This window comes from Lewinella sp. LCG006, assembly GCF_040784935.1.
GTDB lineage: Bacteria > Bacteroidota > Bacteroidia > Chitinophagales > Saprospiraceae > Lewinella.
In genome coordinates, this window is record NZ_CP160680.1 from 6,205,646 (window position 1) to 6,230,414 (window position 24,769).

Annotated in this window: 21 protein-coding genes; 10 read left to right on the forward strand and 11 right to left on the reverse strand. The window is 46.4% G+C overall.

Annotation, left to right across the window (positions count from 1 at the left end):
- Positions 1-44: 44 nt before the first annotated feature.
- Entirely contained in the window at positions 45-806 is a 762-nt protein-coding gene (locus AB0L18_RS22510; protein ID WP_367389578.1) for a TrmH family RNA methyltransferase, read from the reverse strand.
- Here AB0L18_RS22510 and AB0L18_RS22515 point away from each other — a divergent pair.
- Positions 784-3,255, forward strand: coding sequence for a BamA/TamA family outer membrane protein (locus tag AB0L18_RS22515; RefSeq protein WP_367393178.1), 2,472 nt, complete (start codon positions 784-786; stop codon positions 3,253-3,255). The two genes, AB0L18_RS22510 and AB0L18_RS22515, sit on opposite strands and share 23 nt — an antisense overlap.
- A gap of 16 nt (positions 3,256-3,271) precedes the next feature.
- Here AB0L18_RS22515 and nth read toward each other — a convergent pair whose 3' ends face one another.
- Positions 3,272-3,907: an endonuclease III gene (nth, locus tag AB0L18_RS22520; RefSeq protein WP_367393179.1), complete on the reverse strand. Its 636-nt coding sequence runs from the start codon at positions 3,905-3,907 to the stop codon at positions 3,272-3,274.
- A gap of 2 nt (positions 3,908-3,909) precedes the next feature.
- Positions 3,910-5,088 (reverse strand): AIR synthase related protein, encoded by a 1,179-nt coding sequence (locus AB0L18_RS22525; RefSeq protein ID WP_367389579.1) that lies wholly within the window; start codon positions 5,086-5,088, stop codon positions 3,910-3,912.
- A gap of 368 nt (positions 5,089-5,456) precedes the next feature.
- Between AB0L18_RS22525 and AB0L18_RS22530 the strand changes: the two genes are divergently transcribed.
- The 3 genes from AB0L18_RS22530 to AB0L18_RS22540 all read left to right on the forward strand — a co-directional run bounded on the left by AB0L18_RS22530 (position 5,457) and on the right by AB0L18_RS22540 (position 10,619).
- Positions 5,457-6,839 carry a peptidoglycan DD-metalloendopeptidase family protein gene (locus tag AB0L18_RS22530; RefSeq protein ID WP_367389580.1) on the forward strand — a complete coding sequence of 461 codons (1,383 nt, stop codon included), beginning with the start codon at positions 5,457-5,459 and terminating at the stop codon, positions 6,837-6,839.
- Positions 6,840-6,960: 121 nt separating this feature from the next.
- Positions 6,961-9,297 (forward strand): gliding motility-associated C-terminal domain-containing protein, encoded by a 2,337-nt coding sequence (locus AB0L18_RS22535; RefSeq protein ID WP_367389581.1) that lies wholly within the window; start codon positions 6,961-6,963, stop codon positions 9,295-9,297.
- An 83-nt stretch (positions 9,298-9,380) separates the two neighbouring features.
- Positions 9,381-10,619 (forward strand): cation:proton antiporter, encoded by a 1,239-nt coding sequence (locus AB0L18_RS22540; protein ID WP_367389582.1) that lies wholly within the window; start codon positions 9,381-9,383, stop codon positions 10,617-10,619.
- Positions 10,620-10,758: 139 nt separating this feature from the next.
- Here the strand turns inward: AB0L18_RS22540 and AB0L18_RS22545 are convergent, their stop codons facing one another.
- From AB0L18_RS22545 to AB0L18_RS22555, 3 genes are read right to left on the reverse strand one after another with little or no spacing between them, the layout of a single operon-like run.
- The gene (locus AB0L18_RS22545) at positions 10,759-11,121 is read right to left on the reverse strand and encodes a glyoxalase/bleomycin resistance/extradiol dioxygenase family protein (RefSeq protein WP_367389583.1); all 363 of its coding nucleotides are present in this window, start codon (positions 11,119-11,121) and stop codon (positions 10,759-10,761) included.
- Positions 11,122-11,130: 9 nt separating this feature from the next.
- The gene (miaA, locus tag AB0L18_RS22550) at positions 11,131-12,423 is read right to left on the reverse strand and encodes a tRNA (adenosine(37)-N6)-dimethylallyltransferase MiaA (RefSeq protein WP_367389584.1); all 1,293 of its coding nucleotides are present in this window, start codon (positions 12,421-12,423) and stop codon (positions 11,131-11,133) included.
- A gap of 1 nt (position 12,424) precedes the next feature.
- Positions 12,425-13,213, reverse strand: coding sequence for a hypothetical protein (locus tag AB0L18_RS22555; protein ID WP_367389585.1), 789 nt, complete (start codon positions 13,211-13,213; stop codon positions 12,425-12,427).
- 125 nt (positions 13,214-13,338) lie between these two features.
- Here AB0L18_RS22555 and AB0L18_RS22560 point away from each other — a divergent pair, with 125 nt between their 5' ends.
- Positions 13,339-14,628 (forward strand): 1-acyl-sn-glycerol-3-phosphate acyltransferase, encoded by a 1,290-nt coding sequence (locus AB0L18_RS22560; protein ID WP_367389586.1) that lies wholly within the window; start codon positions 13,339-13,341, stop codon positions 14,626-14,628.
- A 654-nt stretch (positions 14,629-15,282) separates the two neighbouring features.
- Here AB0L18_RS22560 and AB0L18_RS22565 read toward each other — a convergent pair.
- The 3 genes from AB0L18_RS22565 to AB0L18_RS22575 form a co-directional block, all read right to left on the reverse strand.
- On the reverse strand, positions 15,283-16,716 hold the full coding sequence (locus tag AB0L18_RS22565; RefSeq protein WP_367389587.1) for an IS4 family transposase: 1,434 nt from the start codon (positions 16,714-16,716) through the stop codon (positions 15,283-15,285).
- Between the two features lie 575 nt (positions 16,717-17,291).
- Complete coding sequence (locus AB0L18_RS22570) at positions 17,292-18,164, reverse strand: class I SAM-dependent methyltransferase (RefSeq protein ID WP_367389588.1); 873 nt, start codon at positions 18,162-18,164, stop codon at positions 17,292-17,294.
- A gap of 2 nt (positions 18,165-18,166) precedes the next feature.
- On the reverse strand, positions 18,167-18,376 hold the full coding sequence (locus AB0L18_RS22575; protein ID WP_367389589.1) for a hypothetical protein: 210 nt from the start codon (positions 18,374-18,376) through the stop codon (positions 18,167-18,169).
- 64 nt (positions 18,377-18,440) lie between these two features.
- On the opposite strand from AB0L18_RS22575, the gene AB0L18_RS22580 reads away from it, so the two are divergent.
- From AB0L18_RS22580 to AB0L18_RS22600, 5 genes are all read left to right on the forward strand, one after another.
- Positions 18,441-19,877: a trypsin-like peptidase domain-containing protein gene (locus AB0L18_RS22580; RefSeq protein ID WP_367389590.1), complete on the forward strand. Its 1,437-nt coding sequence runs from the start codon at positions 18,441-18,443 to the stop codon at positions 19,875-19,877.
- 85 nt (positions 19,878-19,962) lie between these two features.
- On the forward strand, positions 19,963-21,597 hold the full coding sequence (locus AB0L18_RS22585; protein ID WP_367389591.1) for an acyl-CoA carboxylase subunit beta: 1,635 nt from the start codon (positions 19,963-19,965) through the stop codon (positions 21,595-21,597).
- A 189-nt stretch (positions 21,598-21,786) separates the two neighbouring features.
- Positions 21,787-22,023 (forward strand): hypothetical protein, encoded by a 237-nt coding sequence (locus tag AB0L18_RS22590; protein WP_367389592.1) that lies wholly within the window; start codon positions 21,787-21,789, stop codon positions 22,021-22,023.
- Complete coding sequence (locus AB0L18_RS22595) at positions 22,020-22,376, forward strand: hypothetical protein (RefSeq protein WP_367389593.1); 357 nt, start codon at positions 22,020-22,022, stop codon at positions 22,374-22,376. Before AB0L18_RS22590 ends, AB0L18_RS22595 begins: the two co-directional genes overlap by 4 nt.
- The gene (locus AB0L18_RS22600) at positions 22,377-22,619 is read left to right on the forward strand and encodes a hypothetical protein (protein ID WP_367389594.1); all 243 of its coding nucleotides are present in this window, start codon (positions 22,377-22,379) and stop codon (positions 22,617-22,619) included. It begins immediately after the preceding gene.
- 170 nt (positions 22,620-22,789) lie between these two features.
- Here AB0L18_RS22600 and AB0L18_RS22605 read toward each other — a convergent pair whose 3' ends face one another.
- Together AB0L18_RS22605 and nhaD are read right to left on the reverse strand one after the other, a co-directional pair.
- Positions 22,790-23,158, reverse strand: a complete 369-nt coding sequence (locus tag AB0L18_RS22605) for a lipocalin family protein (protein WP_367389595.1) — start codon at positions 23,156-23,158, stop codon at positions 22,790-22,792.
- Positions 23,159-23,254: 96 nt separating this feature from the next.
- On the reverse strand, positions 23,255-24,622 hold the full coding sequence (nhaD, locus tag AB0L18_RS22610) for a sodium:proton antiporter NhaD (RefSeq protein WP_367389596.1): 1,368 nt from the start codon (positions 24,620-24,622) through the stop codon (positions 23,255-23,257).
- Between the last annotated feature and the right edge of the window lie 147 nt (positions 24,623-24,769).

Genomic DNA, 24,769 nt, shown 5'->3' on the forward strand with positions numbered 1-24,769 from the left:
TAACGATCATTAAAATCTTCTAGCTAAACGGGCTGAAGCCCATTTTACGCTCTCCCCCTCCGCAATGCAGCGCAAAGTATCCCCGTAGCTACACCAGCATTCAACGACTCTGCGCCGCTTCCATGGGGGGCGATAATGGCCACTTGTTGGTCTACCATCGCTTTGACTTGCTCGCTCACACCCTGGCCTTCGTTACCAATAACCAAGATACCGGCTTTAGGAGCCTCTAGCTTAAAAATATCTTCTCCGGCCATGTCCGCGGCCCAAATGGGTAAGGTAGGATGATTTGATCGAATAGCAGACAAGCTTTGCGTTATCCATTGTACCCGTAAAAAAGCGCCCATGGTAGCTTGTAATACTTTCGCGTTAAACAACTCTACCGTTCCCGGGCCTGCGATCACACGGGGAATTGCAAACCAGTCGGCAATCCGTAAGATGGTCCCCACATTGCCGGGATCTTGCAAGCCATCAAGGTACAAACTCCAGTTATCCGACCAATCAACTGTTTTTTCCTCAAGAGGCTGGCCTACTACCGCCAGCACTTGATTAGGGCTGGTCAATTGAGAAATAAGTCGCAACTCTGCATCGTTGATAGTCGAGAAAGGAATGCTGTTTTCCTGCAAAAGAGGTTCGTTTACTTCAAGCCATGCTGGCAAAGCAAAAACCTCTTGAACGGGATAGTGGCGTTGCCGAATTAATTCCCCGACGATCTTATCGCCTTCCGCAATAAAATTGTTATACTTTTGTCGAAATTTCTTCCGGTGTAAAGCTGTTAATGTCTTGATGGTATTTTTAGATAAGGCCATGCCGAAAATCGCAATTTGGGCGGTAAAATACGCAATTCCAGTTATCCTGCTACTGGTTTGCTGCTCCAGCTGTAATAGTACCAAGTTTTTGGAACAAGAGGAGTACCTCCTGGACAAAAACCAGGTGATTATTAAACAAAAGATGGAGGGGCGCGGTGATCTGGCTTATGAACTATCTACCTTTTATCGCCAAAGGGTCAATTCCAACTTCTTCTTTGTCTTCCCCCGGGAGTATGCTTACCTCAACAATATCGGTCCGGAGGATACCACTGGATGGAAACGTTTCAAGCGAGAAACCATTGGCGAGCCTCCCACTATTTACAATGATAGCCTCACGACCCTCACTGCACAGGACATGCAGACTTACTTACATTACAAGGGCTATCTGCAAGCACAAGTCATCCCGCAACGTTCTCCTCGCAAAAAGAAGATGAGGGTGAGTTATTACGCCCTGCCTGGTCCTCAATACACGATTGATACCGTAAACTACTACAGTCCCGATCCTAAAGTAAATAGTTTCTTGCAACTCAGCCAGGAAGCGTCTTACTTTAAAAGTGGTGAACCCCTGGATTTGGGCAGGTTTGCGCTGGAAAAAACCAGGATAACTACCTACATGAGAAATAACGGTTTCGCCGAATTCTATCAGACCCAGATAGGCGAACTGGAGTTGGACACTTTCCAAGTGAAAGAAAAAGCCAATGTTTACATCACCGTTTATCCTCCTTTTGGCGACTCTCTCCATCAACAATTCTACATTGGCGAGATTGAGGTTTATCAGGATTATAGTATCGACAAAAACAACATTGTTAGCGATACCACCATTGCCGGCTTGCATTTTTTCCTGACGGAAAGAGGCTTTATCGTCAACTCCGCTACCCTGCGAAAAGCCATTAATTTAAGACCAGGGGAGCTTTTTAGTCAGGAAAATTACGACCAAACCAACGACCAGTTAAGTGAACTGGGCATCTTCAGGTTTGTGCGCATCAAACAAGAGCCTGACCCCTTTGATAAGGAGGTCATCAATCTGAGCATCCAATTGACGCCCAATTTTTTATTTGAGGTCAATACCGCTTTGGAGCTCAACTACACCAACCGATCCAACACCCTCAACAATAACCTGATTGGTGTATCCCTCAATCCCGGCGTCATCCATCGCAATCTGCTGGGCGGAGCGGAGCTGTTCAGTGCCAACCTCTCTGCTGGGGTGGAAGTGGCTCCCCAACGTATTGGTGGTGAAGATTTTTGGAACACCGTTGACCTGAGGGCTGATTTTGATTTGAGTCTCCCACAGTTTGTTGATTACCTTGGCCTTTGGCGGCTATTTTACCGTATTCCTACTTTTAAAGACAAACGACTCGTAGGTCGGAATTTCTACCGGACGCTACGAAACAAGGCAACTACTCATATCGGCGCGGGCTACGAATACCTGCTCATTTTCAACTGGTACAGTTATGACCTGTTGAATTTGTCCTATGGTTACGAAGTGCAGCCTTCCCGCTTTGAGCGCTACTCTATTGATCATTTTGCGATCAACTTTTTGAATCCCAATACAGATCCACTTTTTGAGCTCCAATTGAAAGAAAATGGCTTCCTGGAACGCAGCTTTGGACAGCAAGTATTCGTCAGTTTACTGTTTCGGAATTTTGAATTCACACGTCGTACCAAAACGACCTTGCGTGGTCGGACAGGATACCTGAACGCCAATATCGAGATCGCAGGTGCCGAAGTGTATGGCATCAACCAGCTTTACAACGAGCTGTCCAACAAAAACAAAGAGTTCAAAATTGGCAATGACATCGCTATCAGTCAGTTCGTCAGGAGTGAACTGGAACTGAGGTACCAAAAACAAGTTACCACCGACCAGGCTTTTGTGGCTCGTTTCAATATCGGAGCAGCAGCGCCCTTCGGCGGGTATACCTCCGATGTACCTTACGTAAAACAGTATTTTGTAGGCGGCGCCAACAGCATGAGGGCTTGGGCTCCGCGTGGCTTGGGGCCCGGCGGTTTTCAAGATCCGCTGGCTGATAATGCGGTCAACAATTTCCGACTTTTCCAAACAGGTGATTTCAAGCTGGAGATGAATATGGAATACAGGTTTCCTATTTTCCTCCGTGTCAAAGGCGCTATTTTCCTGGATGCAGGCAATGTTTGGACCTTTGAAGAGGATACAGAGCGTCCTGGTTCTCAACTCAAATTCAGTACAACTTTCAATGAAGACAAAGGCCAATGGTTCTATCCTTTTTACAAGCAGCTTGCTATTGCGGGAGGCATGGGCCTACGGGTAGACCTTTCCTACTTTATCTTTCGTTTTGATGTAGGTGCAAAACTGCGCAACAACTTTCCTTCCTTCCGAGAAACCAAAGCTCCTGAATCCGCTTGGTGGAACGACTTCCGAAACATCGACACCAACGACTTTGGCTTCAATTTCGGTTTGGGCTTTCCGTTTTAGTGGCTATTCTTTTTTACTACTTAAACAAAGTCTTACGCCCATATTTGCTGCAAATCGGGCACTGATGAGGATCATGCCCACGTGCCGGACAGTATTCTCTACCAAAAAAGATAATCTGTAGATGCAGCTTGTTCCAGGTTTCCCGTGGGAAAAGTTTTTTCAGGTCACGCTCCGTCTTTTCTACGTTTTTTCCAGTACTTAGCGTCCAGCGATACGCCAGACGATGAATGTGGGTATCGACCGGAAAAGCAGGCTCCCCAAAAGCTTGCGACATCACTACGGAAGCCGTTTTGTGGCCCACGCCGGGCAGGGTTTCCAGAATAGCCATGTCCGCCGGAACCTCGCCATTGTATTTATCCACCAGGATATTTGACAGCTCATAAATCGCTTGCGACTTGCGCGGCGATAAGCCGCAGGGCCTAATAATGGCTTTGATGTCTTCTACCGACTGCTGTGCCATGTCTGCTGGATTATCCGCCAGGGCGAATAAATCAGGAGTCACTTTATTCACACGCTCGTCGGTGCATTGCGCAGAAAGCAGTACCGCTACCAACAAGGTATAGGGATCGGAATGATCCAGCGGAATGGGCGTTTCCGGATAGAGTTCTTCTAAAATCTGTGCGATCGCATCGGCTTTCTCTTGTCGGCTCATCATTATTCGGTATAGATGAATTTTCCGTAAGGAGAATGAACTTCAACACTGGCTTCCTCAGCCGCCTCTACCCTACCAATAATTTGCGCAGCAATGCCAAAAGACTCGGCGATATCGATGACGGTCTGTGCGTGTTCCTGCGGCAGGTAAACTTCAAGGCGATGCCCCATATTGAAGACTTGGTACATTTCTTTCCAACCAGTCCCCGATGCACTCTGGATCAGCTGGAACAGTGGCGGAATAGGCAAAAAGTTGTCTTTGATGATTTTCACCTTGTCGACAAACTTTATCACTTTGGTCTGTCCACCGCCGGTGCAGTGGATCATTCCGTTCATCTTACCAGGTAGCTGGTCAAACAATTGCTTGATCACGGGGAGGTAGGTACGCGTAGGCGAAAGCACCAACTTGCCTATGGGAATTTCCTGACCGTCAATGGTGATGGTTTCCGTTAGTTTTTTGCCGCCTACATAGACGACTTCCTCCGGCAAGCTGGGGTCAAATGATTCGGGATAAGTTCCTGCGTAGCTATGATCAAAAACATCGTGGCGTGCGGAGGTCAGGCCGTTGCTGCCCATGCCGCCGTTGTAGCTGGTTTCGTAAGTAGCTTGCCCATAGGAAGCCAGCCCTACGATCACATCACCAGCTTGTACCTTATTGACCAACAAATCTTTACGCGCCATCCGACCAAAGGCCGTATAACCTACATCTATGGTACGAACAATGTCCCCTACATCGGCCGTTTCGCCACCTGCCAGGTGGAGTTTTACGCCAAGGCTGGCCATTTCATCAGCAAAACGCTGGGTGTATTGAATGATGGTTTTGATGACTTCACCCGGTACAAGCCCTTTGTTGCGACCAATGGTAGAAGAAATGATAATATCATCGACACAGCCTACACAAGCCATATCGTCGAGATTCATCACGAGTGCATCCTGGGCAATACCTTCCCAGACGGAGAGATCGCCGGTTTCTTTCCAGTAAAGGTAGGCCAGGCTGGGTTTAGTACCCGCAGTATCGGCATGCATCAGGTTGCAATAATCAGGGTCACCGGCCGCAAAATCAGGCAGGATTTTACAAAACGCTTTGGGGTATAAGCCCTGATCAAGTCCCTCGATCGCCGCGTGTACTTCGGATTTGGTGGCGGACACCCCGCGCAATTCATACTTAGAAGATTCAGCCATGCTTCGCTTTATTTGCCGCAAAGGTAAGGAAGGGAAACTAGACGGCGTAGCCAGATGATTACTTTAAACACCACCAATAACACTTCACACATTGCAACTGGGAATGACAAGTGATCTAGCCTATTTTTGAAGTACCCTAGTGTTGTTTTAATCCGGAATCGGCCCCATTCGATCAGAATGGGGTCTTTTTAGTTAAAAAAAGAAGGGAAACGGCTGAATCCCTGATTTTAATCGGGAAAAACAACCTAGGTATACCTGCGGCTGTTATATTTGTCTTTTGATGAAAAGCAGGTGAATTTTTCTTATTTTTGCCTTTCTTTTCCAAGAGCTTTGAGAAAACTTATATTTCTAGACTGAACCTTCGACTTGTGGACTTCAATAAGTTACCCGCACGCATAAGTGCGACCGTTAATCGTAACAAAAGAATATTATCCATACTCTGGTGGCGAAATAAAAGACTTATTACCTGGATGGGCATCGCGTTGATTGCCACCGTTACGCTAGGAAGCTTTTATTCGCAACAGGAAGAAGAAATTCAACCTGGTATTCCACTCTCCTCTTTTCCTGTCGTTGTTCCTACCATGGGTTGGGGCTTCGCACTGGATACCTTGGAAATTTCCAATACGGTTATCAAGGATGGACAATCCCTTTCGGATATCCTGGCTCAATACAACATCCCTTCCGATCAGGCACTCCAGCTCATCAACAATGCCCGTGAGGTTTTTGATTTGCGCAGCATGCGAGCTGGCAAACCACTCATTGTGCTCTCCAAGGATTCTACCCAAGCGGCTGACTACCTGATTTACGAGCCTTCTATTTACAATTACATTGTTTTTGATCTGCAAAATGGCAACAAAGTCTGGAAGACAGATCGGGAAGTAACTACAAAAGTAGAGGTTGCTGGGGGTATCATTGAAGGTTCTTTATGGAATGCCATGGTCGACCGAGGGTACAGCTATGAGCTTACCGCTAAAATGGAAGATGCATTACAATGGTCGATTGATTTTCACCACCTGCAAAAAGATGAAGAGTTTCGCCTCGTGTACGAGCAAGATTTTATTGAAGGTAAGCCAGGTGCTGTAGGCCAGGTAATGGCGGCAGAATACCGTACAGCTGATACCCTCTTCCACAGCATCTACTTCGACAATGGTGATACCGATGAAACTGGCTACTACGACCTTACGGGCAAGCCAATGAACGCAGGCTTTTTGAAAGCCCCCGTACAATACGCTCGGATTTCTTCTTATTACAACCTCAACCGCCTCCATCCGGTACTGAAATACCGTCGGCCTCATTTTGGTACAGACTATGCGGCGCCTTATGGCACACCGATCGTTGCCGTGGGCAATGGCGTAGTAACCCGTGCAGGCTATACCAAAGGCAATGGTAACTTCGTAAAAATCAAGCACAACGACGTTCACGAAACCCAGTACCTGCACATGCAAAAATTTGCAGCAGGCATCAAAGTTGGCAGCCAGGTGCGCCAGGGTCAAGTGATTGGTTACGTAGGCTCTACTGGCCTTGCGACTGGCCCTCACGTATGTTTCCGATTTTGGCAAAATGGTCAGCAAGTTAATCACTTGAAGCTGGACTTCCCTCCAGCTGAACCCCTTAGCGAGGAGTTGATGCCTAAATTTATTGCTATCCGGGATTTGTATGTTCCCCAACTTGAAAACATCAAGCCCGTGAAAATAGATCGTCCGGAAGAGATCACCACAGAGGTAGAGGGGACGGAAGCGGACACTCCTTAAACTGGAACAAAATCTAATGCAAGATCGAACGCGTTTTGAGGACAAGGTCTTCAAAACGCGTTTGTATTTACGGAATAATGTGTTTCTTACAAAAATGAATCACTGAATACAATCAATACGAATGCAACGATTGATAGCTTTTGCGCTGCTCTCCTTCTTAGTCCACACGAATGATGCCCAACCTGATCCTTGCGGGCCAATGCCCGCCATGACGCCAACTTGTTTGGAAGCCTGTGTGATCTGCGACATCGATGGATTTACCGGAAGAAATTCTTCTACCATTCAAGGCCAGGGGTTTTCAGGTTTTTGTACTACGCAATTCAACAGAATGGCCTACATCGCCTTTATTGCGGGTACTGAAGACTTAGACATTGAGTTTACCGTCACCAATTGCACCATCAACTGGGGACTGGAAGTAGGCATCTTTGAAAGCTTTGACTGTGAAACGTTTAGTCCCGTAACGATTTGTGATACGGATGTGCAACCCAATACGACCATTACGTTGAGTAATACCGTGCCCTTGGTCGTTGGTCAACATTATTACCTCGTGATGGACGGATCAAATAACGACGAATGCGACTGGACCTTCAGCGTCACCAACGGTAGCACAGCTGTGGGCGACCTGACCACTTCCGGGGTTATTAGTGGAAACAGATCAACTTGTCCTGACCTTCCCACAACTTATTCCACCACGGGTGATATCGGAGCTGCACTATTCAACTGGACGGTCGATGGAATTCAGCAAGCGCCAACGACTCAGAATATTGACATAACCTTCCCAGCAGATGGCACCTACGAGTTGTGTGTGACCGCTGCCAACGTCTGCGATGCAGCACCGCCCACATGTACCACCATTGAAGTAAATACTCCGGAAACTTTGTTTTTAGTAGCAACCATCTGTGACAATGATTGCTACGAAGTTGCTGGGCAAAGCATCTGCAATTCTGGAAATTATGATTTTGTCATCAGCCTCCCTAATGGCTGCGACAGTTTGATTTTCCTTGATTTGACTGTCTTACCCCAAGCCCAGGATATCGTTGACATCAACCTTTGTATTGGCGATGAGTTTTTCATAGGAACAACACCTTATTCCACGACGGGCATTTTCGTGGATACGATTCAAACGGCTGCTTCTTGTGACAGTATCGTCACCCTCGATTTATTCATGGTTGAATGTGAAATTATTGGAGCTACCGATTTTATTTCACCTGTTTGTCATGGCGATGCGAATGGCTTTCTTGTTTTTTCTGTAGAAAACGGGACGCCCCCTTTCACCTATGTTTGGGAACACATCACCAATAACACAATTGGCGGCACGGGCAACACCTCACTCTTTACCGACAACCAAATCCCCAACGTTCCTGCGGGCATTTATGAGATCAACATCATGGATAATTTTGGCAATAACACCGTGCTTTTCCAGGAAGTAACCGAACCTCCGGTACTAAATGTCGCCGCTGCCGCCATTGATATCAACGGCTTTAATTTGAGCTGCAATGGCGGTGCAGACGGTACCGCTATCGCCACGGGTACAGGAGGCCTAGCTCCCTACACTTTTACCTGGAGCGACCTGCAAACGGGCGACCAAGCCAGTAACCTCTCCGCGGGAATTTACAGCGTCAGTATCACGGATGCCAATGGATGTGTGCAAAGCAACAACATCACGCTAACGGAACCTACGCCCATTCAATTCATCGTTGACTACCTAGATCCTAACTGTGATGGTTTTGAAACGGGCATCATTCAACTGGATTCCGTTTGGGGAGGAACCGCACCCTACACTTTTGCCTTAGACAATGATTTATTTAGCACAAGCAGTTCCTTCCAAAATCTGAGTGAAGGCACCTACGACTTTTTTATCATGGATGAGAATGGTTGCGAAGTGGCCACTACGGGTAGTTTGGTAGCACCCGATATCCCCCTCCTGTTCATGGGCGAAGATCTGGTCGTTGATTTGGGTTGTGACATTTTGCTCCCGGTACAGACCAACAATACAAATCTTGTAGATATTCGCTGGACCAGTTTGGATAACTCACTGGACTGCTACACCTGCCTGCGGCCTTATGCCCGTCCATTAAACGATGCCACCTACGTATTGACCGTCACCTCGATTGATGGTTGTGTCACCACTGATTCCCTCAGCGTTGTTGTCAATAAAGTTCGTGATGTATTCCACCCCAATATATTCTCCCCGAACGGAGATGGGGTGAATGATTACTTTTTCATCTACGGCAACAAAGCCGTTTCGGTGATCAAAAGTTTGAAAGTATTTGATCGCTGGGGCGCAATTGTTTTTGAAGGAAAAGATATTGCTCCCAATGCTCCCTCTAGTGCGGGCTGGAACGGGCTCGCCAAAGGAAAACCAGCCAGCTCAGGCATCTACGTCTGGACGGCGGAAGTGGAGTATTTGGATGGGGAGGTGGTGCAGCTTTCTGGCGATGTGATGTTGGTACGATGAGGAGAATTTAGTACCTTATCCCAACAATTTGGTCAACGTATTTCAGGAATACTCCGTTAATGCTTACAATTTTTTCCGACTTTATGAACTACTATATCATCGTCGCTGGATTGGTCTTTCTGGCCGCAATTTTTGGCTACATCAATGTCCGCTTTTTCAAACTGCCTACGACTATCGGTTTGATGTTGATTACGATTCTCTACACCTTCGGTGTTTTGGGGCTGAGTGTTATCGACGATACGCTCTTATTAGCCGAAGCTAAACTCATCCGGCAAATCGATTTCGAGACGGTATTGATGGACTATATGCTGAGCTTTTTGCTCTTTGCCGGCGCTTTGCACACCAATTTCCAAGAGCTTAAGGCCCAGCGTTGGCCCATTATCGCTTTTGCGACCATTGGCGTGGTGGTGTCTACCTTCCTGATTGGCACCTCTACCTACTACTTGATGCAGCTATTGGGACTACAAATAAGCTATATCTATTGCTTGCTTTTCGGGGCCATCATTTCCCCTACCGATCCAATTGCCGTGCTGGGCATCCTGAAAAAAGCAAATGCTCCTAAGAAGCTGGAGATCAAGATTGTGGGCGAATCGCTCTTTAATGATGGCGTCGGCGTCGTCTTGTTTCTTACCTTGTTTACAATAGCCTCTGCGGAGGGCGAATCCGTCAACCCTGGAGAAATTGCCAAGCTGTTTGGCCTGGAAGTCTTCGGGGGATTACTATTGGGCTTAGTTATTGGGTGGATCACCTTCCGCTTACTCAAGTCTATCGACGATTTCAGCATTGAGGTCATTATCACTTTGGCAGCGGTGATGGTTGGAACTGTTGCGGCTCATGAAATCCATGTATCGGCTCCCTTGGCTATGGTCGTAGCAGGATTACTCGTGGGCCACGACCGTGTGCGAGGCACCGCCATGTCGGCAACCACCGAACTTTACGTTGACAAATTCTGGGAATTGATCGACATTTTACTCAATGCCGTCCTGTTCGTTCTTATTGGGATGGAAATGCTGATTCTCACCTACCAAGCCAACTATATCTTCGCTGGTTTGCTGGCCATCCCCATCATCCTGGCCTGCCGCTATGCATCCCTGTGGTTGCCCGTCAGGGTCTTCGAGAAGAGACTGGATTTCGTTCCTCACACCGATAAAATCATGACTTGGGGAGGCCTACGAGGCGGTATTTCTATCGCGCTGGCCCTGAGCCTTTCCGCGGAAATGAACCGGGAGATGTTTCTCGTGATGACTTACATCGTGGTGGTGTTCTCCATTCTAGTGCAGGGGCTTACGATTGAGAAGGTGATTAAAAGGTTACTTCCTTAAGCTTAATAGGGTAGAATTTGAAACCCGACGCTCAGGACCGGGATGCGTCCCTTGTCTTCTCCGGATGGAAGATCAGGATACGGCGCACTTCTGGTTATGTTTTTTCACTAACTTCAAGTTCCCCCTCCTGATGGCTTTTTCAGATATCCTCTACGAAAAAAATGGAATTATTATTCAAATCATAGAAGCCAAATTCATTGGTCTTCCAAGGTGTATTCAAGCTCAATTTCTTTTTCGTAATCGTTCCTCTTTCAACCAGCTCATTGAAAATAGGCATTAAATTCTTTACGAAAATCTTAATAACGGAACCTCCAAGAAGTGGGTCATCCTCCGTATCCGCGTGCCATTGTAAATGGATACAAAGATTTTCTCTCCTCATAACAGCATACATATTATCCTTCTGCAGCAATTGAAACCCAACTTTTTCCTCATACCAATTCACATCTCTATCAATATCTTGACTTGGAAGAACTGGCGATATTTCCAGAAATTCAGTTTTCATAATTGGCTTTTATATTGTGTCCCCCCGCTCCCACTGCCAAAATTCAGCGGCTGGTAGTTTGTTTTTTAATACCGCAGGTAAAGCTTCGTTTGGTACCAAAACCCAGCCATTGGCCATCATAAAGTCTTCAGGCAAATAACCATCCCGCAGATAAACCACTGCTTTTTCACTCCGGTGACAAGCTTCGTGCAGAAGTATTGTTTTTGCTAAATGAGAGGCCGACGACGCTAACCAACACTTTACGAAAGCCCAGTCCTTTAGAACATACAAGTCAGCAATGCCTGCTATCTCCTTGGTAGCCAACGATTTTATGCTAAGACGCTTTCGATTTTCTTTATGATGGAACAGGTCATGCTCCTCCTCCTTAGGCAAGGCCTCCAGCGAAAATCCTTCCTGGGTCACTAGTTGAATGTAGGCCAAAGCCGAATGCAAATCACCCTGCGGAATATGCTTCCAGTAACCATCCTTCCGGTTCCAGGTCAATTGGCGTTTTGCGTAGCGGCGGCTATTTTGCTGGATGAGTTCGACCACCTCTTCTTTGCTTTTCTCTCCTTCGAAATACGGCCACCACTCTTGGTAACCCACCGTCTGCAAGGCAGGAAGCTTTTGTTGGGGCGCTAATTGTCGGGCTTCCTCCTCTAAACCTGCGGCCACCATGTACGACACTCGCAAGTTGATCCGTCGGTACAATTCTTCCCGTGACCACGAAGGTTGCAAATAAATAGGTACAAATGACCGTCCATTTCCTTGCCCTTTCCTAAAGCTGGAATAGGGTTTCCCCGTCGACCAGCAAACTTCCAAAGCGCGTTGCAGGCGGGAAGGGTTTTGTTGGTCCACTTCCTCATAATAATCTGGATCCGCCAGCAACAGCGCGGATTGTAGCCCAGCTATACCTGCTGTAGTAAAGAGTTCACTGACTTGGATTCTTATCGCTTCAGGAACTGCCGGAAACTCGTCTAAACCTTCCGTCAGCGCACGAATAAAAAGCCCAGAACCTCCTACCAATACCGCATAGTCTTGGGTTTGGTAAAGCTCCTCCAACAACTTCAGTGCTTCTCGGGCAAAAGCTCCTGCGCTCAGGGGGAGCGACAAATCCCGGTCAGCGATAAAGTGGTGCTTTACCTGGGACAATTCTTCGTCACTAGGGCGAGCATTACCAATTTTCATCTCCCGATAAAACTGGCGGCTGTCGGCAGAAATAATCTCCGTTGAAAAATGCTTGGCCAAAGCGATTGCCATACCCGTTTTGCCAGCAGCCGTAGGGCCACCCACAACGATAAGGTATTTTTGTTGCTCCTCCATATCAGGATTTGCCTTCGGTTTTCAGCTTCTCAAAGAATGGCCGCAAATTCTTGGCGACATCTACCCAAGCACTGTTCCTGTCGGGCCACTGATTGACAAACTGGCCATCCGCTGGAAGGCCTTTGATATCCTTTCGGAAGGGAGTGTCTTTGACTTCGATTTCTTCCACCCTGATTGGGATAAGCTTGCCGGCAACAAAAGCTTGTTCCGCAAGTTGATACAAAGGAAAAGTAAGCATATTGGGACTAACGAGCGACAGCACCACACGAGCCGCATCTACCAGCTGTCCTTGGTATTTGACCGTATCCGAAACAGCGAGCGGTACCGCCTGATGAATATCCACAAATTGCAGGGCCTCGTCGCGCAATGACAGAAAGAGGTGCTTTTTCAATTGTTCCCAAATCGCTTTATCTTCTTTAGCGTAAAGAAGAAGTATTTGCGGTTTACCTCCGTAGTCGGGTAAAACGGCTTCCGTATCTTTCGCATTATCCTCAAAAGAACCCTCTTCGAGTTCTTTGCCTATCCTGGTTTTCAAGTTTTTCAAAAAGACTAGCAGTTGCTTGGTAATTGTGGCTCTCTCAATACGCATTTCCTCCTGGCTGATGAGGGCCTCCATCTGCTGCCGTTCCGCAGTATTGAGTCGTGCAAGCATTTGTACCAGTTCCTCCTCAGGATCAGGTAACAAATTGGAAACTTGTGCAAAATTCAGTGCTTTCTTCAGCGAGCCAGCAATGATCTTTTTTTCAACCTGAACGATATGCTTCAGTCGTTGCTCTAAGGTATCTTTCATGGTGCCAATTTACCCATATCCGCCGAGAAAGTATAAATAATCACAATGGAAAGCTGCCATTAAAAGGGAGAGAAGGAAGAGATTTTTGGTACTTTTGCCCAGTTAGCTGAAATTAATATTCCTCTATGCTATATGCCGCAGTACGCCCCCTGGCGACAATAGGTCTCAAATACTACTTCCGACGCATTGATCTTGCCAATGCCGATCGGATTCCTGATAATGCTGCGGTCATCCTTGCGGCCAATCATCCTACAACCTTTATAGAACCCTGCATCCTGGCCTGTTTCCTCGAAACGCCCTTGAATTTCATGGCCAGAGGGGATTTCTTCAAGAACCCTATTGCGGATAAACTGCTTAGAGGGGTGCATATCATCCCCGTCTTCCGGTTACGTGATGGCGGTTTTAGTGGCCTAAAAAACAACTACGAATCCTTTGGGAAAGCTTTCCAGGTACTCGCTCAGAAGAAAACATTGATGATTCTGGCCGAAGGCCGCTGCATTCACGAAAAACGACTACGCCCCATCCGTAAAGGTACGGCCAGAATTGCCCTTGGAGCCCTCGATACGACTGAACTGGACGAAGTCTATATCGTACCCGTTGGTGTAAACTTCACCTATGCTGATCGTTTGCAGTCTGATGTGATGATCAATTGCGGAGAACCCATCAAAGCAAGTGCTTACCTCAAAGATTACCAGGAAAACGCTACCCCGGCCATCAATGAGCTCACAGAAGAACTCAGGAAACGACTCAGCGAGGAGGTTATCATTATCGACAAGATCGAGGATGAGCCGCTCGTAGAGAATATTTTGAGACTTTACCGCACCGAGCATCCTCAGCCCGCTGGCAAATTTCTCCGGCCTTCACAGGAGCAACTCCGCGGTGAAAAACGCATCTCCGAAGCCATTAATACCCTCCAGGATCACGAAAAGCAAGCTTTGACCCGCGACACCCACGACTACTTTAGCCGTCTGGAACGCATGCAGATTGATGATCCCGCTTTTCGAGGACACTACCGCAAGGAACAGCAACAAACAGGACGAATATTCCTCAGCGTGTTGCCTGTTTTGCTTTTATTGATCTGGCATCTTCCACCCGTGTTATTGGTACAATGGCTGGCCGGCACTAAAATCAAAACCGTAGAGTTCTCCGGCCCGGTACGCTGGGCGGGCCTCATGGTTGTTTACCTTATTTACATCCTCTTATGGCTGATCGCCGCCTTGGTGATCGGTAGCTGGTGGCCCGTGGTCATCGCCGGAGTGGGCTTCTTGTCCGCCTCGTGGATCATTCGTTTTACCGAACGCAGCCATCGCTGGCTACTCGGTTGGCGCGCTAAACGCCAAACAGAACACGAAATGAAGTACCTGAAAAAGTTGCGGGCACAAATCATCGAGCAGGTTCGTGGGTTTTGGGCATAAGTATAGAGCAAAAATGTGCTTGTCAATTTTGCTGGTCTCTTGATCAGCGGGACTTCTACAATGCTGGTCTGTCTTCAGGCTGCACTTTTGTAGCAATATCTGCAATACAATATTCGTCAACAGTCAAGATGATGCCTGAGGTTGTGGCTAATCGACAAGTGAGATGGTGAATTCAAGGTGCCAATAAATAACTCATGTTGAGAAGTTACCTGATTAATGTTCACAAGTTCTTTTTTCATTATCACGGAGATGATGAATCATCTGCAATAATGCCTGCTATTATTTTTGGACTAAGCTTTTCATGTCTTATTGGTTCTTATGATATTCTATTCAATAATAGAAGCGGCATTAATTGGCTTATCGATATGCATCGCCTAGCTATGACTGTACCAGGATATCTGATCATATTTTTCATTTATTTATGGTACAGAACCCATCTTCCTAGTCGGACAGAACTATTGAACAAAAAGGGTATGTGGAGTAGCATATTACTTAGCCTGATACCTGTTCTGATTTGTTTATTAGTGTCGATTTTGTATTAAGGGCATGAGCGACTAGAAGTCCCCCACTGGCTAACTATAGGCTGGACGCGTTAAGCGGATAGACGAATATCGCCCACCTGCCTGCCGTGCGGCGACTAATCTTTATACACATTTAATCAAGCTTAATTTGATTGACAATTCGCCAAGCGGAGAGTTGCTCCTGAAATCTTCGCCATCCCCAGCGCATGGTTTTTGGCCCTGGTGGCGACTGGCTTTTGTAGCCACTGTACCCCCCCATTCTGCCGATTAACCATGCCAATCGAGCCAAGGACTCAGGAGGGTGGGGATTTTTTTGCTTTTGGGTTTGACCCTCATAGATCGGAATAAGTAGTTCCACGAAAGTCAGATCCTGCGTATCGATTAGTAATGTAGCCTTTTCTTGGTAGACATGGTCGCGGTCTTTGAGCAATTGTAATAAATGCAATGCCGCCTGCATGGCCATGATCACGAGTCGTTTCATAGCAATGCCTGATTCAACCTGAGCGGATTCGCATTCTAGCCCTTTGGTTTTTAACAAGCTAAAAAGCTCCTCAATATTCCATCTATTTTGGTAGATATCGACAATTTTCAATGCTTGATGCTCATTTTCAATGACCATATCCGTCCAGATCGTCCAATGAACAGGAGCCTCGCCATCAGGTACGCTGTGTTCCAATTCTTTGAGTTGTACAAAGTATAATGGAATTCGGTCTGGCCCTTGCGCTTTGGTACGATCTTTAGGCCGGGCAATCTCTACCCGACCATAACTCAAGGCCATCTTTGCTTTTCGGGCTTTGCGCTTTTTTTGTCTTGGGATAGCTACTTCAATGACGAGTCCCTTGGTAGCTTGCTCTTCTAAATACTGCCACAATAAATGCTTGCTGTCAGACTCGTCATAAATCACCCGCTGCTTGCTAGTGCGAATAACCAAATGATGATTGGGGGGCATTGGCTTAGCGAAGAGTTCGTAGATATCCCCTTCCCGATCCATGACATGAACAACTTTTCCCCGATGCCCCTTTAAAACTTGTGTACTATAATCTATACTCTCCAACCAGCGATAAGAACTCTTCTGCTCAATAGGCTGCCTCTTGTAATTACGCTCATGTCGATTCGGTTGGTCTACACATCGATTCCAGATATGAAGGTGTGTGTAGCCCAATGGAAATCCACTATCGCCATCCAACACAAGGCCGGGATGAAGAAAAAAACCGAATTCTTGATTCGTATCATCTTTCCAAAGTGGCCCCAAGTCCTCATCCGACTCACTTAAACGCCCCTTATGGCCAATTGCATTATAGTCGGTCGTGTCTTGTATGACATATAAATCCCGGTCAGCATACTCCTCCGTATACCAAGACTGGGTAATACTGTTCACCAGAGCATCCATACTCAATCGATTGTTATTTAAAAATCGACTCATCCCCATTCGTTCTCGATGGTGTGTATTCAGTCGATTGGGAACACCGCTGCCACTTTTTATCATCTGATGTAATATACGGTTTGCTCGTTTTTCTAAGCGAGCATCACCTAATTTATGATCAAATACTACACTAATAGCTGTCATAATTAACACGTGATTAAGTAGATATTACTGCGATTGCTTAGGCAGATCGTGTACGCCTCTACAAATATATTCGTAATCTTGCGATGTGTATAAAGATTAGCGTGCGGCGAGCAGGCAGGGTGGACACAGTGACGGCTTTGCCAACATTGCGTAGTTTTAAGGAAGGTTTCTAAATTATTGCCCTGTCTTAAGGCCTCATCTCCCTACACAAGAAAACTTGCACACATCATGGCTAATACGGGGAGGAATATTCGACCTCACCGAGGTCGTTTTGGAACTTCATCGTCGTTTTTCTACTAATAGGTCATCTCTCCGAGATGCTTTTTGGTGACCTCAGAGAGGTCGAATATTTCATCGTATATAATTGAAAATCAATCAATAGCAAATATTTAAAAACTCAAAGGATGTTCTTCATAAAGTTGTGTAGGGAGATGAGGTCGAAGGTCAAGTAAACTCAAAAATTGATAATCAAAAGCGAGGCGACCCCGACTTTTGCTAGAAAAAGCAGAGCAATTGTTGCATTGCTTTTGAGGCTCGGGTTGGATATTCTCAATAAACTTGGAGTGGATTGCCCATCATCTCCGCACCACCAGCATCAACCTCGCCGTCTTAGGAATAATCACATTCGCAACACGATCCACCAATCGCCATAGGGAGAAAGGGAAATGCTTCAACAAGACATGCGTCCGCGCATGCAGGAGCACCTTATTCATAAAAGTACTTGTCCTTGCGCCCGCTCTCAGAGGAACGGGCAGCAATTCCCTAATGGACGTCGCTGTAAAGGAATGCAAATGTGCATGGTGCGGCGTGGGTTGGTTGCAATGTATGCAAAGACTGTAAGCTAGCTTTTCTGCATGAGGCGTGGTTACCACCATTACACCACCCGGTGCCAAAGCGGGTAGTAGTTTTTCTAAAAACAGGGCTGGATCAGCTACGTGTTCAATGATCTCACTAGCGACAATCAGGTCGAAGGTGCTTTCCTGAAAAGGTAAATGAAAAACATCGGCGACGACCCCATAGTGCCCTTCAAATGGATATCGGCCTACTGCTTTTTCCGGATTAACGGTGGAAATATCCATGGAATAAACTTCTACCCCCTGGTTGGCAAAATGAGCAGCTACCCAGGCAGATCCACAACCAACATCCAATACTCGTTTGACTTGTTTAGGAGCTTGCGCCAAAATCATCTGATGAAGCCGCTCATTCTCATGCACCGCTGCGGGATCCTCCCAGGAGGCAAAATAATCGAAAGCCTCGGCATCTTTTTGGTAGTGATCCTGATAATCAAAAGACGACAAGCCCTCCCCTTCTTTTTTAGGCAACAGCCGAATAACTCCTTTATCCAAAGCGTAAGTCATCTCCCCATCTTCCGATGAGAGTGCCTCACCCGACGGGCTCCAGTAAAGGGCTTGCCCTGCATCAGGGTCTTGAAACACCGATTTTGTCATGTTTACTCAATAAGATTAATAGAATCCAGCGGAATAGAATCCGTAGACACGGGAACTGATTCTTCCATACCAAAGGGAACGCCTAGTTTCCAGTGTCGATAAACAGCAATACCGGTGAAGAACAAAATCAAAATAGCGCCATAAAGTGTTAACTTAGGACCAAAGATATTCCCGATATACGCTCCATCGAAGGGATCTCGTTTTTCAGACATAGTAACTGTGTTGTAGAACTTCTGTTTTCACGCAAATTTTGCCTAAATTTCGCAAAATAATTTTATGACGACCCGACAAATTACTTTTACTATCCTCTGTTCGCTCATGAGTGCATTAGTAGCAGTAGGCTTGTACCGCTGGTTAGTGCCTCAGCAGCAGGTTGTTATCCGAGAAAGTGCCGAGGCGCGCTATGCCAGTCAGCAAGATCTACTCAATGGTATTCGACCTCGAACTTTTCTATCCAGCTCGCCGACCAGCTTCACCAAGGCTGCTGAAGCCATCACACCGGCGGTCGTCTTTATCCGCTCTTACCAATCGTCAGGTAGTGGTTTTCTGCGGCGTTCACGCCCCGAAGTGAGTAGTTCTTCTGGTTCAGGTGTAATAATTTCTGCGGATGGCTACATTGTTACCAATAATCATGTCGTAGAAGGAGGCCAGCGTTTTGAAGTCACCCTTAGTGATAAACGAGAATACGTTGCTGAAATCATCGGCACTGACCCTTCTACCGACCTTGCGCTGCTACGCATTGAAGATACCAAGCTACCCAACATTGAACTAGGCAATTCAGATAGTCTCTTAGTGGGAGAATGGGTTTTAGCCGTAGGCAATCCTTTCAACCTGGAAAGTACCGTGACCGCCGGCATCGTCAGTGCCAAGGGGCGAAATATTGATATTCTGGATGGGCAAGATCGTATAGAATCCTTTATTCAAACCGATGCCGTTGTTAATCCTGGCAATAGCGGAGGCGCCTTGGTCAATACCAACGGGGAACTGGTAGGTATCAATACGGCCATCATAACCCGTTCGGGAGGGTATGAAGGCTACTCCTTTGCGGTACCCGTCAACCTTGTACGAAAGATTGTCAAAGATCTAAGAGATTACGGCACTGTACAAAGAGGCCTACTGGGCGCTTTCATCACCGATGTTACCGCAGCGGTTGCGGAAGAAAAAAAACTACCTTCCGTAGCTGGGGTTTTGATCTCCAGAATCACCGATGATAGTGGTGCTGATAATGCTGGCTTACAAGTAGGTGATGTGATCATCGGGATCAACGGCACAGAAGTACTTGCCGTTCCGGCATTGCAGGAAATCCTCGGGCAGCTGCGACCAGGCGACCAAATTCGGTTAAAATACTTGCGGAACGGAAAAGAAAAAGAAGTAGACATTGTCTTAAAAAATAAACTTAATAGTACCTCTCCTCTATCATCCAGCGAAGAACAACTCTTGCATCAATTAGGGTTTGAACTACGCAATTTAAGCCGGGAGGAGCGAAAACGCACCGGTACCGAAGGAGCTAAAGTGATGAGTATTTTCCGCAACAGTGAGGTAGAAAGTACAAACATGGAACCTGGCTTTATCATTACTTCCATCAACGACCATCGCGTCAGTGACTTAAATGATGCCATCCGCATCCTCAAGCGTGGCAGTGGAAAAATGGTATTAAGAGGCGTATACGAAAGTTACGAAGGAGAATATTTTTACACCTTTGAAAAGCCATAGTGGCAGCTTGGGCTTCAGCCCGAGCATATAACTCACGCTCGGGCTGAAGCCCAAGCTACACTCCGTTTCCTAACCAAACCTAATCATGAGTAAAAAAGAAATTGAGCGTAATAAGAACGAAGACGAAATGAAGCTGCTGCTCTCGCGTAGGCAGCATCGGCTAGATAAAATCCACCTGGGTGGTGGGGAGGCAAAAATTGCGAAACTCCATAAAAAAGGTAAAATGACCGCCCGTGAGCGTGTTGATTACCTGGTTGATGAAGGAAGTGCTTTTCTCGAAATCGGTGCTTTTGCAGGGTATGAAATGTACAAGGAATATGGAGGTTGCCCGGGCGGCGGCGTGCTTGTAGGTATAGGTTATGTGAGCGGTCGGCAATGTATGATTATTGCCAATGATGCGACCGTAAAGGCAGGGGCCTGGTTTCCTATTACGGGCAAAAAAAACCTTAGAGCGCAAGAAATTGCGATGGAGAACCGCCTTCCCATCATCTACCTGGTAGATAGTGCAGGGGTATTTCTTCCAATGCAAGATGAAATCTTTCCTGACAAAGAACATTTCGGACGGATTTTTCGCAACAATGCCAAAATCAGTAGCATGGGCATTCCTCAAATTGCCGCTATCATGGGCAGTTGTGTGGCCGGTGGTGCTTATCTGCCCATTATGAGCGACGAAGCACTCATTGTTGAAGGCACAGGCTCCATTTTTCTTGCGGGGCCCTATCTGGTCAAAGCCGCCATTGGGGAAGAAGTCGACCAGGAAACCCTTGGCGGTGCCAGTACCCATAGTGAGATCAGTGGTGTCACGGATTACAAATGCCCTGATGACCCAAGCTGTTTAGACACCATTAAAGATTTGGTCAAGCAAATGGGGCATTTCCCTAAAACGGGTTTTGATCGAATTGCTGCTGCTCCTCCCCTGGGTGAACCCGATGATCTGCTGCGCGTGTTTCCCGAAAATAGAACGACGCCTTACGCTACCAAAGAGCTCCTACAACATATCGTAGATGATGGAAAATTGACGTACTACAAGGATGGTTACGGCAAAACCATGATTTGTGCCTACGCTCGCATTGATGGCTGGTCGGTGGGCATTGTCGCCAACAACCGTGAAATTGTACGTTCAGCAAGTGGTGAAACGCAGTTTGGTGGTGTCATCTACAGTGATTCTGCCGACAAGGCCGCTCGCTTTATTATGAATTGCAATCAGAAAAAAATACCGCTGGTATTTTTACATGACGTCTCTGGCTTCATGGTTGGTTCCCGATCCGAACATGGAGGTATCATTAAAGATGGTGCTAAAATGGTCAATGCCGTGAGCAACAGCACCGTCCCTAAGTTTTCGATTATCATGGGGAATAGCTACGGTGCTGGCAATTACGCCATGTGCGGAAAAGCTTATGATCCACGTTTGATTGTTGCCTGGCCTACGGCCAAGATTGCGGTTATGGGGGGTGCCCAGGCAGCCAAAACTTTGCTCCAAATCCAGGTGGCTACCCGCAAAGCCAAGGGAGAAAAAGTGAGCGCCAACGAAGAAAATGAACTCCTGGAAAAAATCCAGAATCGCTACGATGAACAAACAACTCCCTACTACGCTGCTTCGCGCCTTTGGGTAGATGCCATCATTGATCCGCGCGAAACCCGCACCTGGATCAGCGAAGGCATAAAAGCGGCAGACATGGCTCCGATAGAAACCTTCAACCCGGGCGTCATTCAAACCTAGGAAAAAAAACCTCTGCTATGGATAAAACAGCCCTCAGAGATTGGCTTAAAAAATTCGGGATCGCTGGTTTTCTCTTTTTCTTCTTGAAGGGACTAGCCTGGATTGCTGTCTTTGTGGGGCTGATTAAGTGTACATAGAATATAGACAAAATTACATTTGTACTAATTCTTAATCACCCTGCTAAGCAATATGAAAATCAGATCCACCAAAGGCCAAAAAGAAGTGCCTAATGCCGTAGACAAATTCGTTGGCTACACCAAAAATTCTTATCGTAGCTTTCAGGACTATGTGGCTTTCCGAGACGATGATCCCCTGTGGATGTTGACCTATAAAATTGGTTTGCAGTTTTTGGGCTTCTTACTGATGCTTATACTTTCTCCTTTTCTGGTTTTAGGGCTCACGATCGCCATTGCTGCAGTTTTATGACTGCGAAGCAACATTATTCATTCGCTATTGCATTGATTGGTGTCATAGCTTTGGTTCACCAGTATTCACAAAAAATACTCCACCTATCTGTACCTTGGATGAATGCTTATTTGGATGATATTCTCTGCATGCCACTTTTTTTAGCCATTTGGCAATGGGAAAAGCAGCTGTTCTGGAAAACGCTTTATCTCCGTAAAAAGGAGATAGCATTCTTTACTTGTTTTATCTTTATTCTCTTTGAGGGCATACTTCCTCATTATTCGATGTTGTTCACTGCCGACTGGCGAGATGGTCTGGCCTATTGCTGTGGTAGCAGTATTTTTTATCTGTTACAAAAACTCACTCTTAAGTAAATGGACAAAAAAGCCCTTAAACTGACACTTATACAGAAAATCACCTCTTGCGAAGACGAAGAGGTATTGTTGACCGTAGCAAAAATAATGGAGCAACTATCCACAACAGCACCATCCTCAGCAAATGCCTACTTGTTGGAAGCACTTTTAGGACCAGGTAAAACAACTTCTACCCCACCACCGGTAAGTGATCAGGATATTGCCGACATCCAACAATCTATTGACGAAATTTTTGGTGAATAATATACCCGGCACTAAGTGGTTTGGGAATATTATCGCAACGTCATTTTCTGCTCTGAGAAGGCGAAAAACGTAGGCGAAGCCTAAGCTTCGGCGAGGCTTTTTAACGCAGTCAGAGTAGAAAAGGACAAGTGAGAATGTCCCAGACCACTTAGTAACGGGTATAACTACAACTACTCCTTCTTCAAGAGCATGATTCGCTCTTTACCAAGCTCTTGCATCCGCAACTGTAAACTATCTGCGTTGAGCAAGACGATCTCCACGGCCTTCTCGCGGGAAATTTCCTGTGTCGTATCTGTGCTAAACAAATAAGGCCCATCTAAGCGGTAGGTACCTGCTTCTTCATAATTAAGGGTGCTATGAAAATAATAGTGCCCATCATTGGTGAATTCAAAGCGTATGCCGCTAAGATCAACAGCAAGACTATCCCCCTCTTCGGTAATCTCTACAGCTTTCCAATTTCCGGCAAGGTCTGTATTAGAATAGGGATCGCAAGCGCAAAAGGCAAAAGAAAACATCAGAATAGCAAGCGCAATTCTCATAATAAAGTTACGGTTAAGCATTAGAAAAACAGCTACTTCTGGCTCCAACTATATTTTGTTGAAGCCAGAAGTGATCGAGTATTACGAACTCAACCTCTAGTGAAGAAATTGGGCTAATAGCAGAAAAACGCCGGCACCAGCTAAGAAGCCAACAAGTGCCAACCAGGCAATTTTCTTAAAGTACCAAATGAAGTCGATCCGTTCCATACCCATCGCAGCTACCCCGGCTGCAGATCCAATAATCAGCATCGAACCACCCGTACCCGCAGAATAGGCGATAAAATGCCAAAGCTTGGAATCCTCCACAAATACACTGAGGTCATACATACCCATTGAGGCTGCCACAAGCGGAACATTGTCAATAACAGCAGATAAGAAACCAAGAATAACAACAACAACATCTTGGTTAGGTATGGCTTCCTGAAGGCTTTCTGCCACAGAACGTAGGGCACCTACATTGCCAATAGCGATGGTTTCCAAAGCCGCTACCGCCATCAATATTCCGAGGAAAAAGAGAATGGACGACATCTCAATTCTGCTGAGGGCCTTATGAGCAGAGAAGGCTACTTTACGCTCTTCCGTGAAGTCTTCCTCGGGGTGGATATACTCTGAAACCAACCAAACGACACCTAAACTCAGCATCATCCCTAAGTAAGGAGGCAAGTGGGTTATCGTCTTGAAAATAGGTACGAATACGATCATCCCTAAGCCCAAAAACAACATGGTCTTACTACTTAGCAAACGATTATGTTCTGATTCGTTTGATTCTTCCACCTCAATCTCTCCCTGAAAAATGGGCAGCATACTTGCTATTAAAAAAGGAACAGCGAAACAAACAATAGAAGGAAGTACCAGGTTAGTAACCAGTCCACCCGTCGTCACCTGCCCCCCAATCCAGAGCATGGTTGTCGTTACATCACCGATAGGTGACCAGGCACCACCAGCGTTGGCAGCAATGACGACCAAGCCAGCGTACCACAACCTTTGCTTAGGGTTGTGAATCAGCTTACGAAGCAAAGTCACCAGTACGATTGTTGCAGTTAGGTTATCAATGATTGCAGATAAAACAAACGCCAGGAGACCGATGATCCAGAGCAGGCGCTTTTTGTTTTTGGTTTTTACCCAGTTTTTCAGGATTTCAAAACCACGGTGTAAATCAATGATTTCTACGATTGTCATCGCCCCGATCAGGAAGATCAGGATTTCTGCCGTTTTGCCTAAGTGATGCAACAATGCGTTTTTGAACCCCTCCGCAGCTTCTTCGCCGTGCCCGCCAACCATACTAAAAAGGTGTTCGTGGCTGTCTACGATGGAAAGATCTCCTCCGTTAAAGCCAATGGCTGCTAAAGCCCAACACAGCGCCCCCATGAGGAGTGCAGGTACCGTTTTATCAAGATGTAAGGGGTGTTCAAAAACAATGGTAAGATAACCGAGAATGAATACCAGAACAATTGCAGTAAGCATGGAGGTTTATTTAGCTGATAGTTAGGGAACCAAGGTTTAAAAAAAGTAGTTAGCAACATCACCTGACTACTATCTGTGGTAAAATTAAAGTTTTCCTCGGGCCAGCCAAATGTAGGAGGAAGTTTTATTTGCGGGAAGGGTAAATTC

What these genes read in the sequence shown, in the direction of transcription:
- AB0L18_RS22515 (WP_367393178.1), top strand. Translation starts at nt 784, where the DNA reads ATGGTATTTTTAGATAAGGCCATGCCGAAAATCGCAATTTGGGCGGTA.
- AB0L18_RS22510 (WP_367389578.1), bottom strand. Translation starts at nt 806, where the DNA reads ATGGCCTTATCTAAAAATACCATCAAGACATTAACAGCTTTACACCGG.
- nth (WP_367393179.1), bottom strand. Translation starts at nt 3,907, where the DNA reads ATGAGCCGACAAGAGAAAGCCGATGCGATCGCACAGATTTTAGAAGAA.
- AB0L18_RS22525 (WP_367389579.1), bottom strand. Translation starts at nt 5,088, where the DNA reads ATGGCTGAATCTTCTAAGTATGAATTGCGCGGGGTGTCCGCCACCAAA.
- AB0L18_RS22535 (WP_367389581.1), top strand. Translation starts at nt 6,961, where the DNA reads ATGCAACGATTGATAGCTTTTGCGCTGCTCTCCTTCTTAGTCCACACG.
- AB0L18_RS22540 (WP_367389582.1), top strand. Translation starts at nt 9,381, where the DNA reads ATGAACTACTATATCATCGTCGCTGGATTGGTCTTTCTGGCCGCAATT.
- AB0L18_RS22545 (WP_367389583.1), bottom strand. Translation starts at nt 11,121, where the DNA reads ATGAAAACTGAATTTCTGGAAATATCGCCAGTTCTTCCAAGTCAAGAT.
- miaA (WP_367389584.1), bottom strand. Translation starts at nt 12,423, where the DNA reads ATGGAGGAGCAACAAAAATACCTTATCGTTGTGGGTGGCCCTACGGCT.
- AB0L18_RS22555 (WP_367389585.1), bottom strand. Translation starts at nt 13,213, where the DNA reads ATGAAAGATACCTTAGAGCAACGACTGAAGCATATCGTTCAGGTTGAA.
- AB0L18_RS22560 (WP_367389586.1), top strand. Translation starts at nt 13,339, where the DNA reads ATGCTATATGCCGCAGTACGCCCCCTGGCGACAATAGGTCTCAAATAC.
- AB0L18_RS22565 (WP_367389587.1), bottom strand. Translation starts at nt 16,716, where the DNA reads ATGACAGCTATTAGTGTAGTATTTGATCATAAATTAGGTGATGCTCGC.
- AB0L18_RS22570 (WP_367389588.1), bottom strand. Translation starts at nt 18,164, where the DNA reads ATGACAAAATCGGTGTTTCAAGACCCTGATGCAGGGCAAGCCCTTTAC.
- AB0L18_RS22575 (WP_367389589.1), bottom strand. Translation starts at nt 18,376, where the DNA reads ATGTCTGAAAAACGAGATCCCTTCGATGGAGCGTATATCGGGAATATC.
- AB0L18_RS22580 (WP_367389590.1), top strand. Translation starts at nt 18,441, where the DNA reads ATGACGACCCGACAAATTACTTTTACTATCCTCTGTTCGCTCATGAGT.
- AB0L18_RS22585 (WP_367389591.1), top strand. Translation starts at nt 19,963, where the DNA reads ATGAGTAAAAAAGAAATTGAGCGTAATAAGAACGAAGACGAAATGAAG.
- AB0L18_RS22590 (WP_367389592.1), top strand. Translation starts at nt 21,787, where the DNA reads ATGAAAATCAGATCCACCAAAGGCCAAAAAGAAGTGCCTAATGCCGTA.
- AB0L18_RS22595 (WP_367389593.1), top strand. Translation starts at nt 22,020, where the DNA reads ATGACTGCGAAGCAACATTATTCATTCGCTATTGCATTGATTGGTGTC.
- AB0L18_RS22600 (WP_367389594.1), top strand. Translation starts at nt 22,377, where the DNA reads ATGGACAAAAAAGCCCTTAAACTGACACTTATACAGAAAATCACCTCT.
- AB0L18_RS22605 (WP_367389595.1), bottom strand. Translation starts at nt 23,158, where the DNA reads ATGAGAATTGCGCTTGCTATTCTGATGTTTTCTTTTGCCTTTTGCGCT.
- nhaD (WP_367389596.1), bottom strand. Translation starts at nt 24,622, where the DNA reads ATGCTTACTGCAATTGTTCTGGTATTCATTCTCGGTTATCTTACCATT.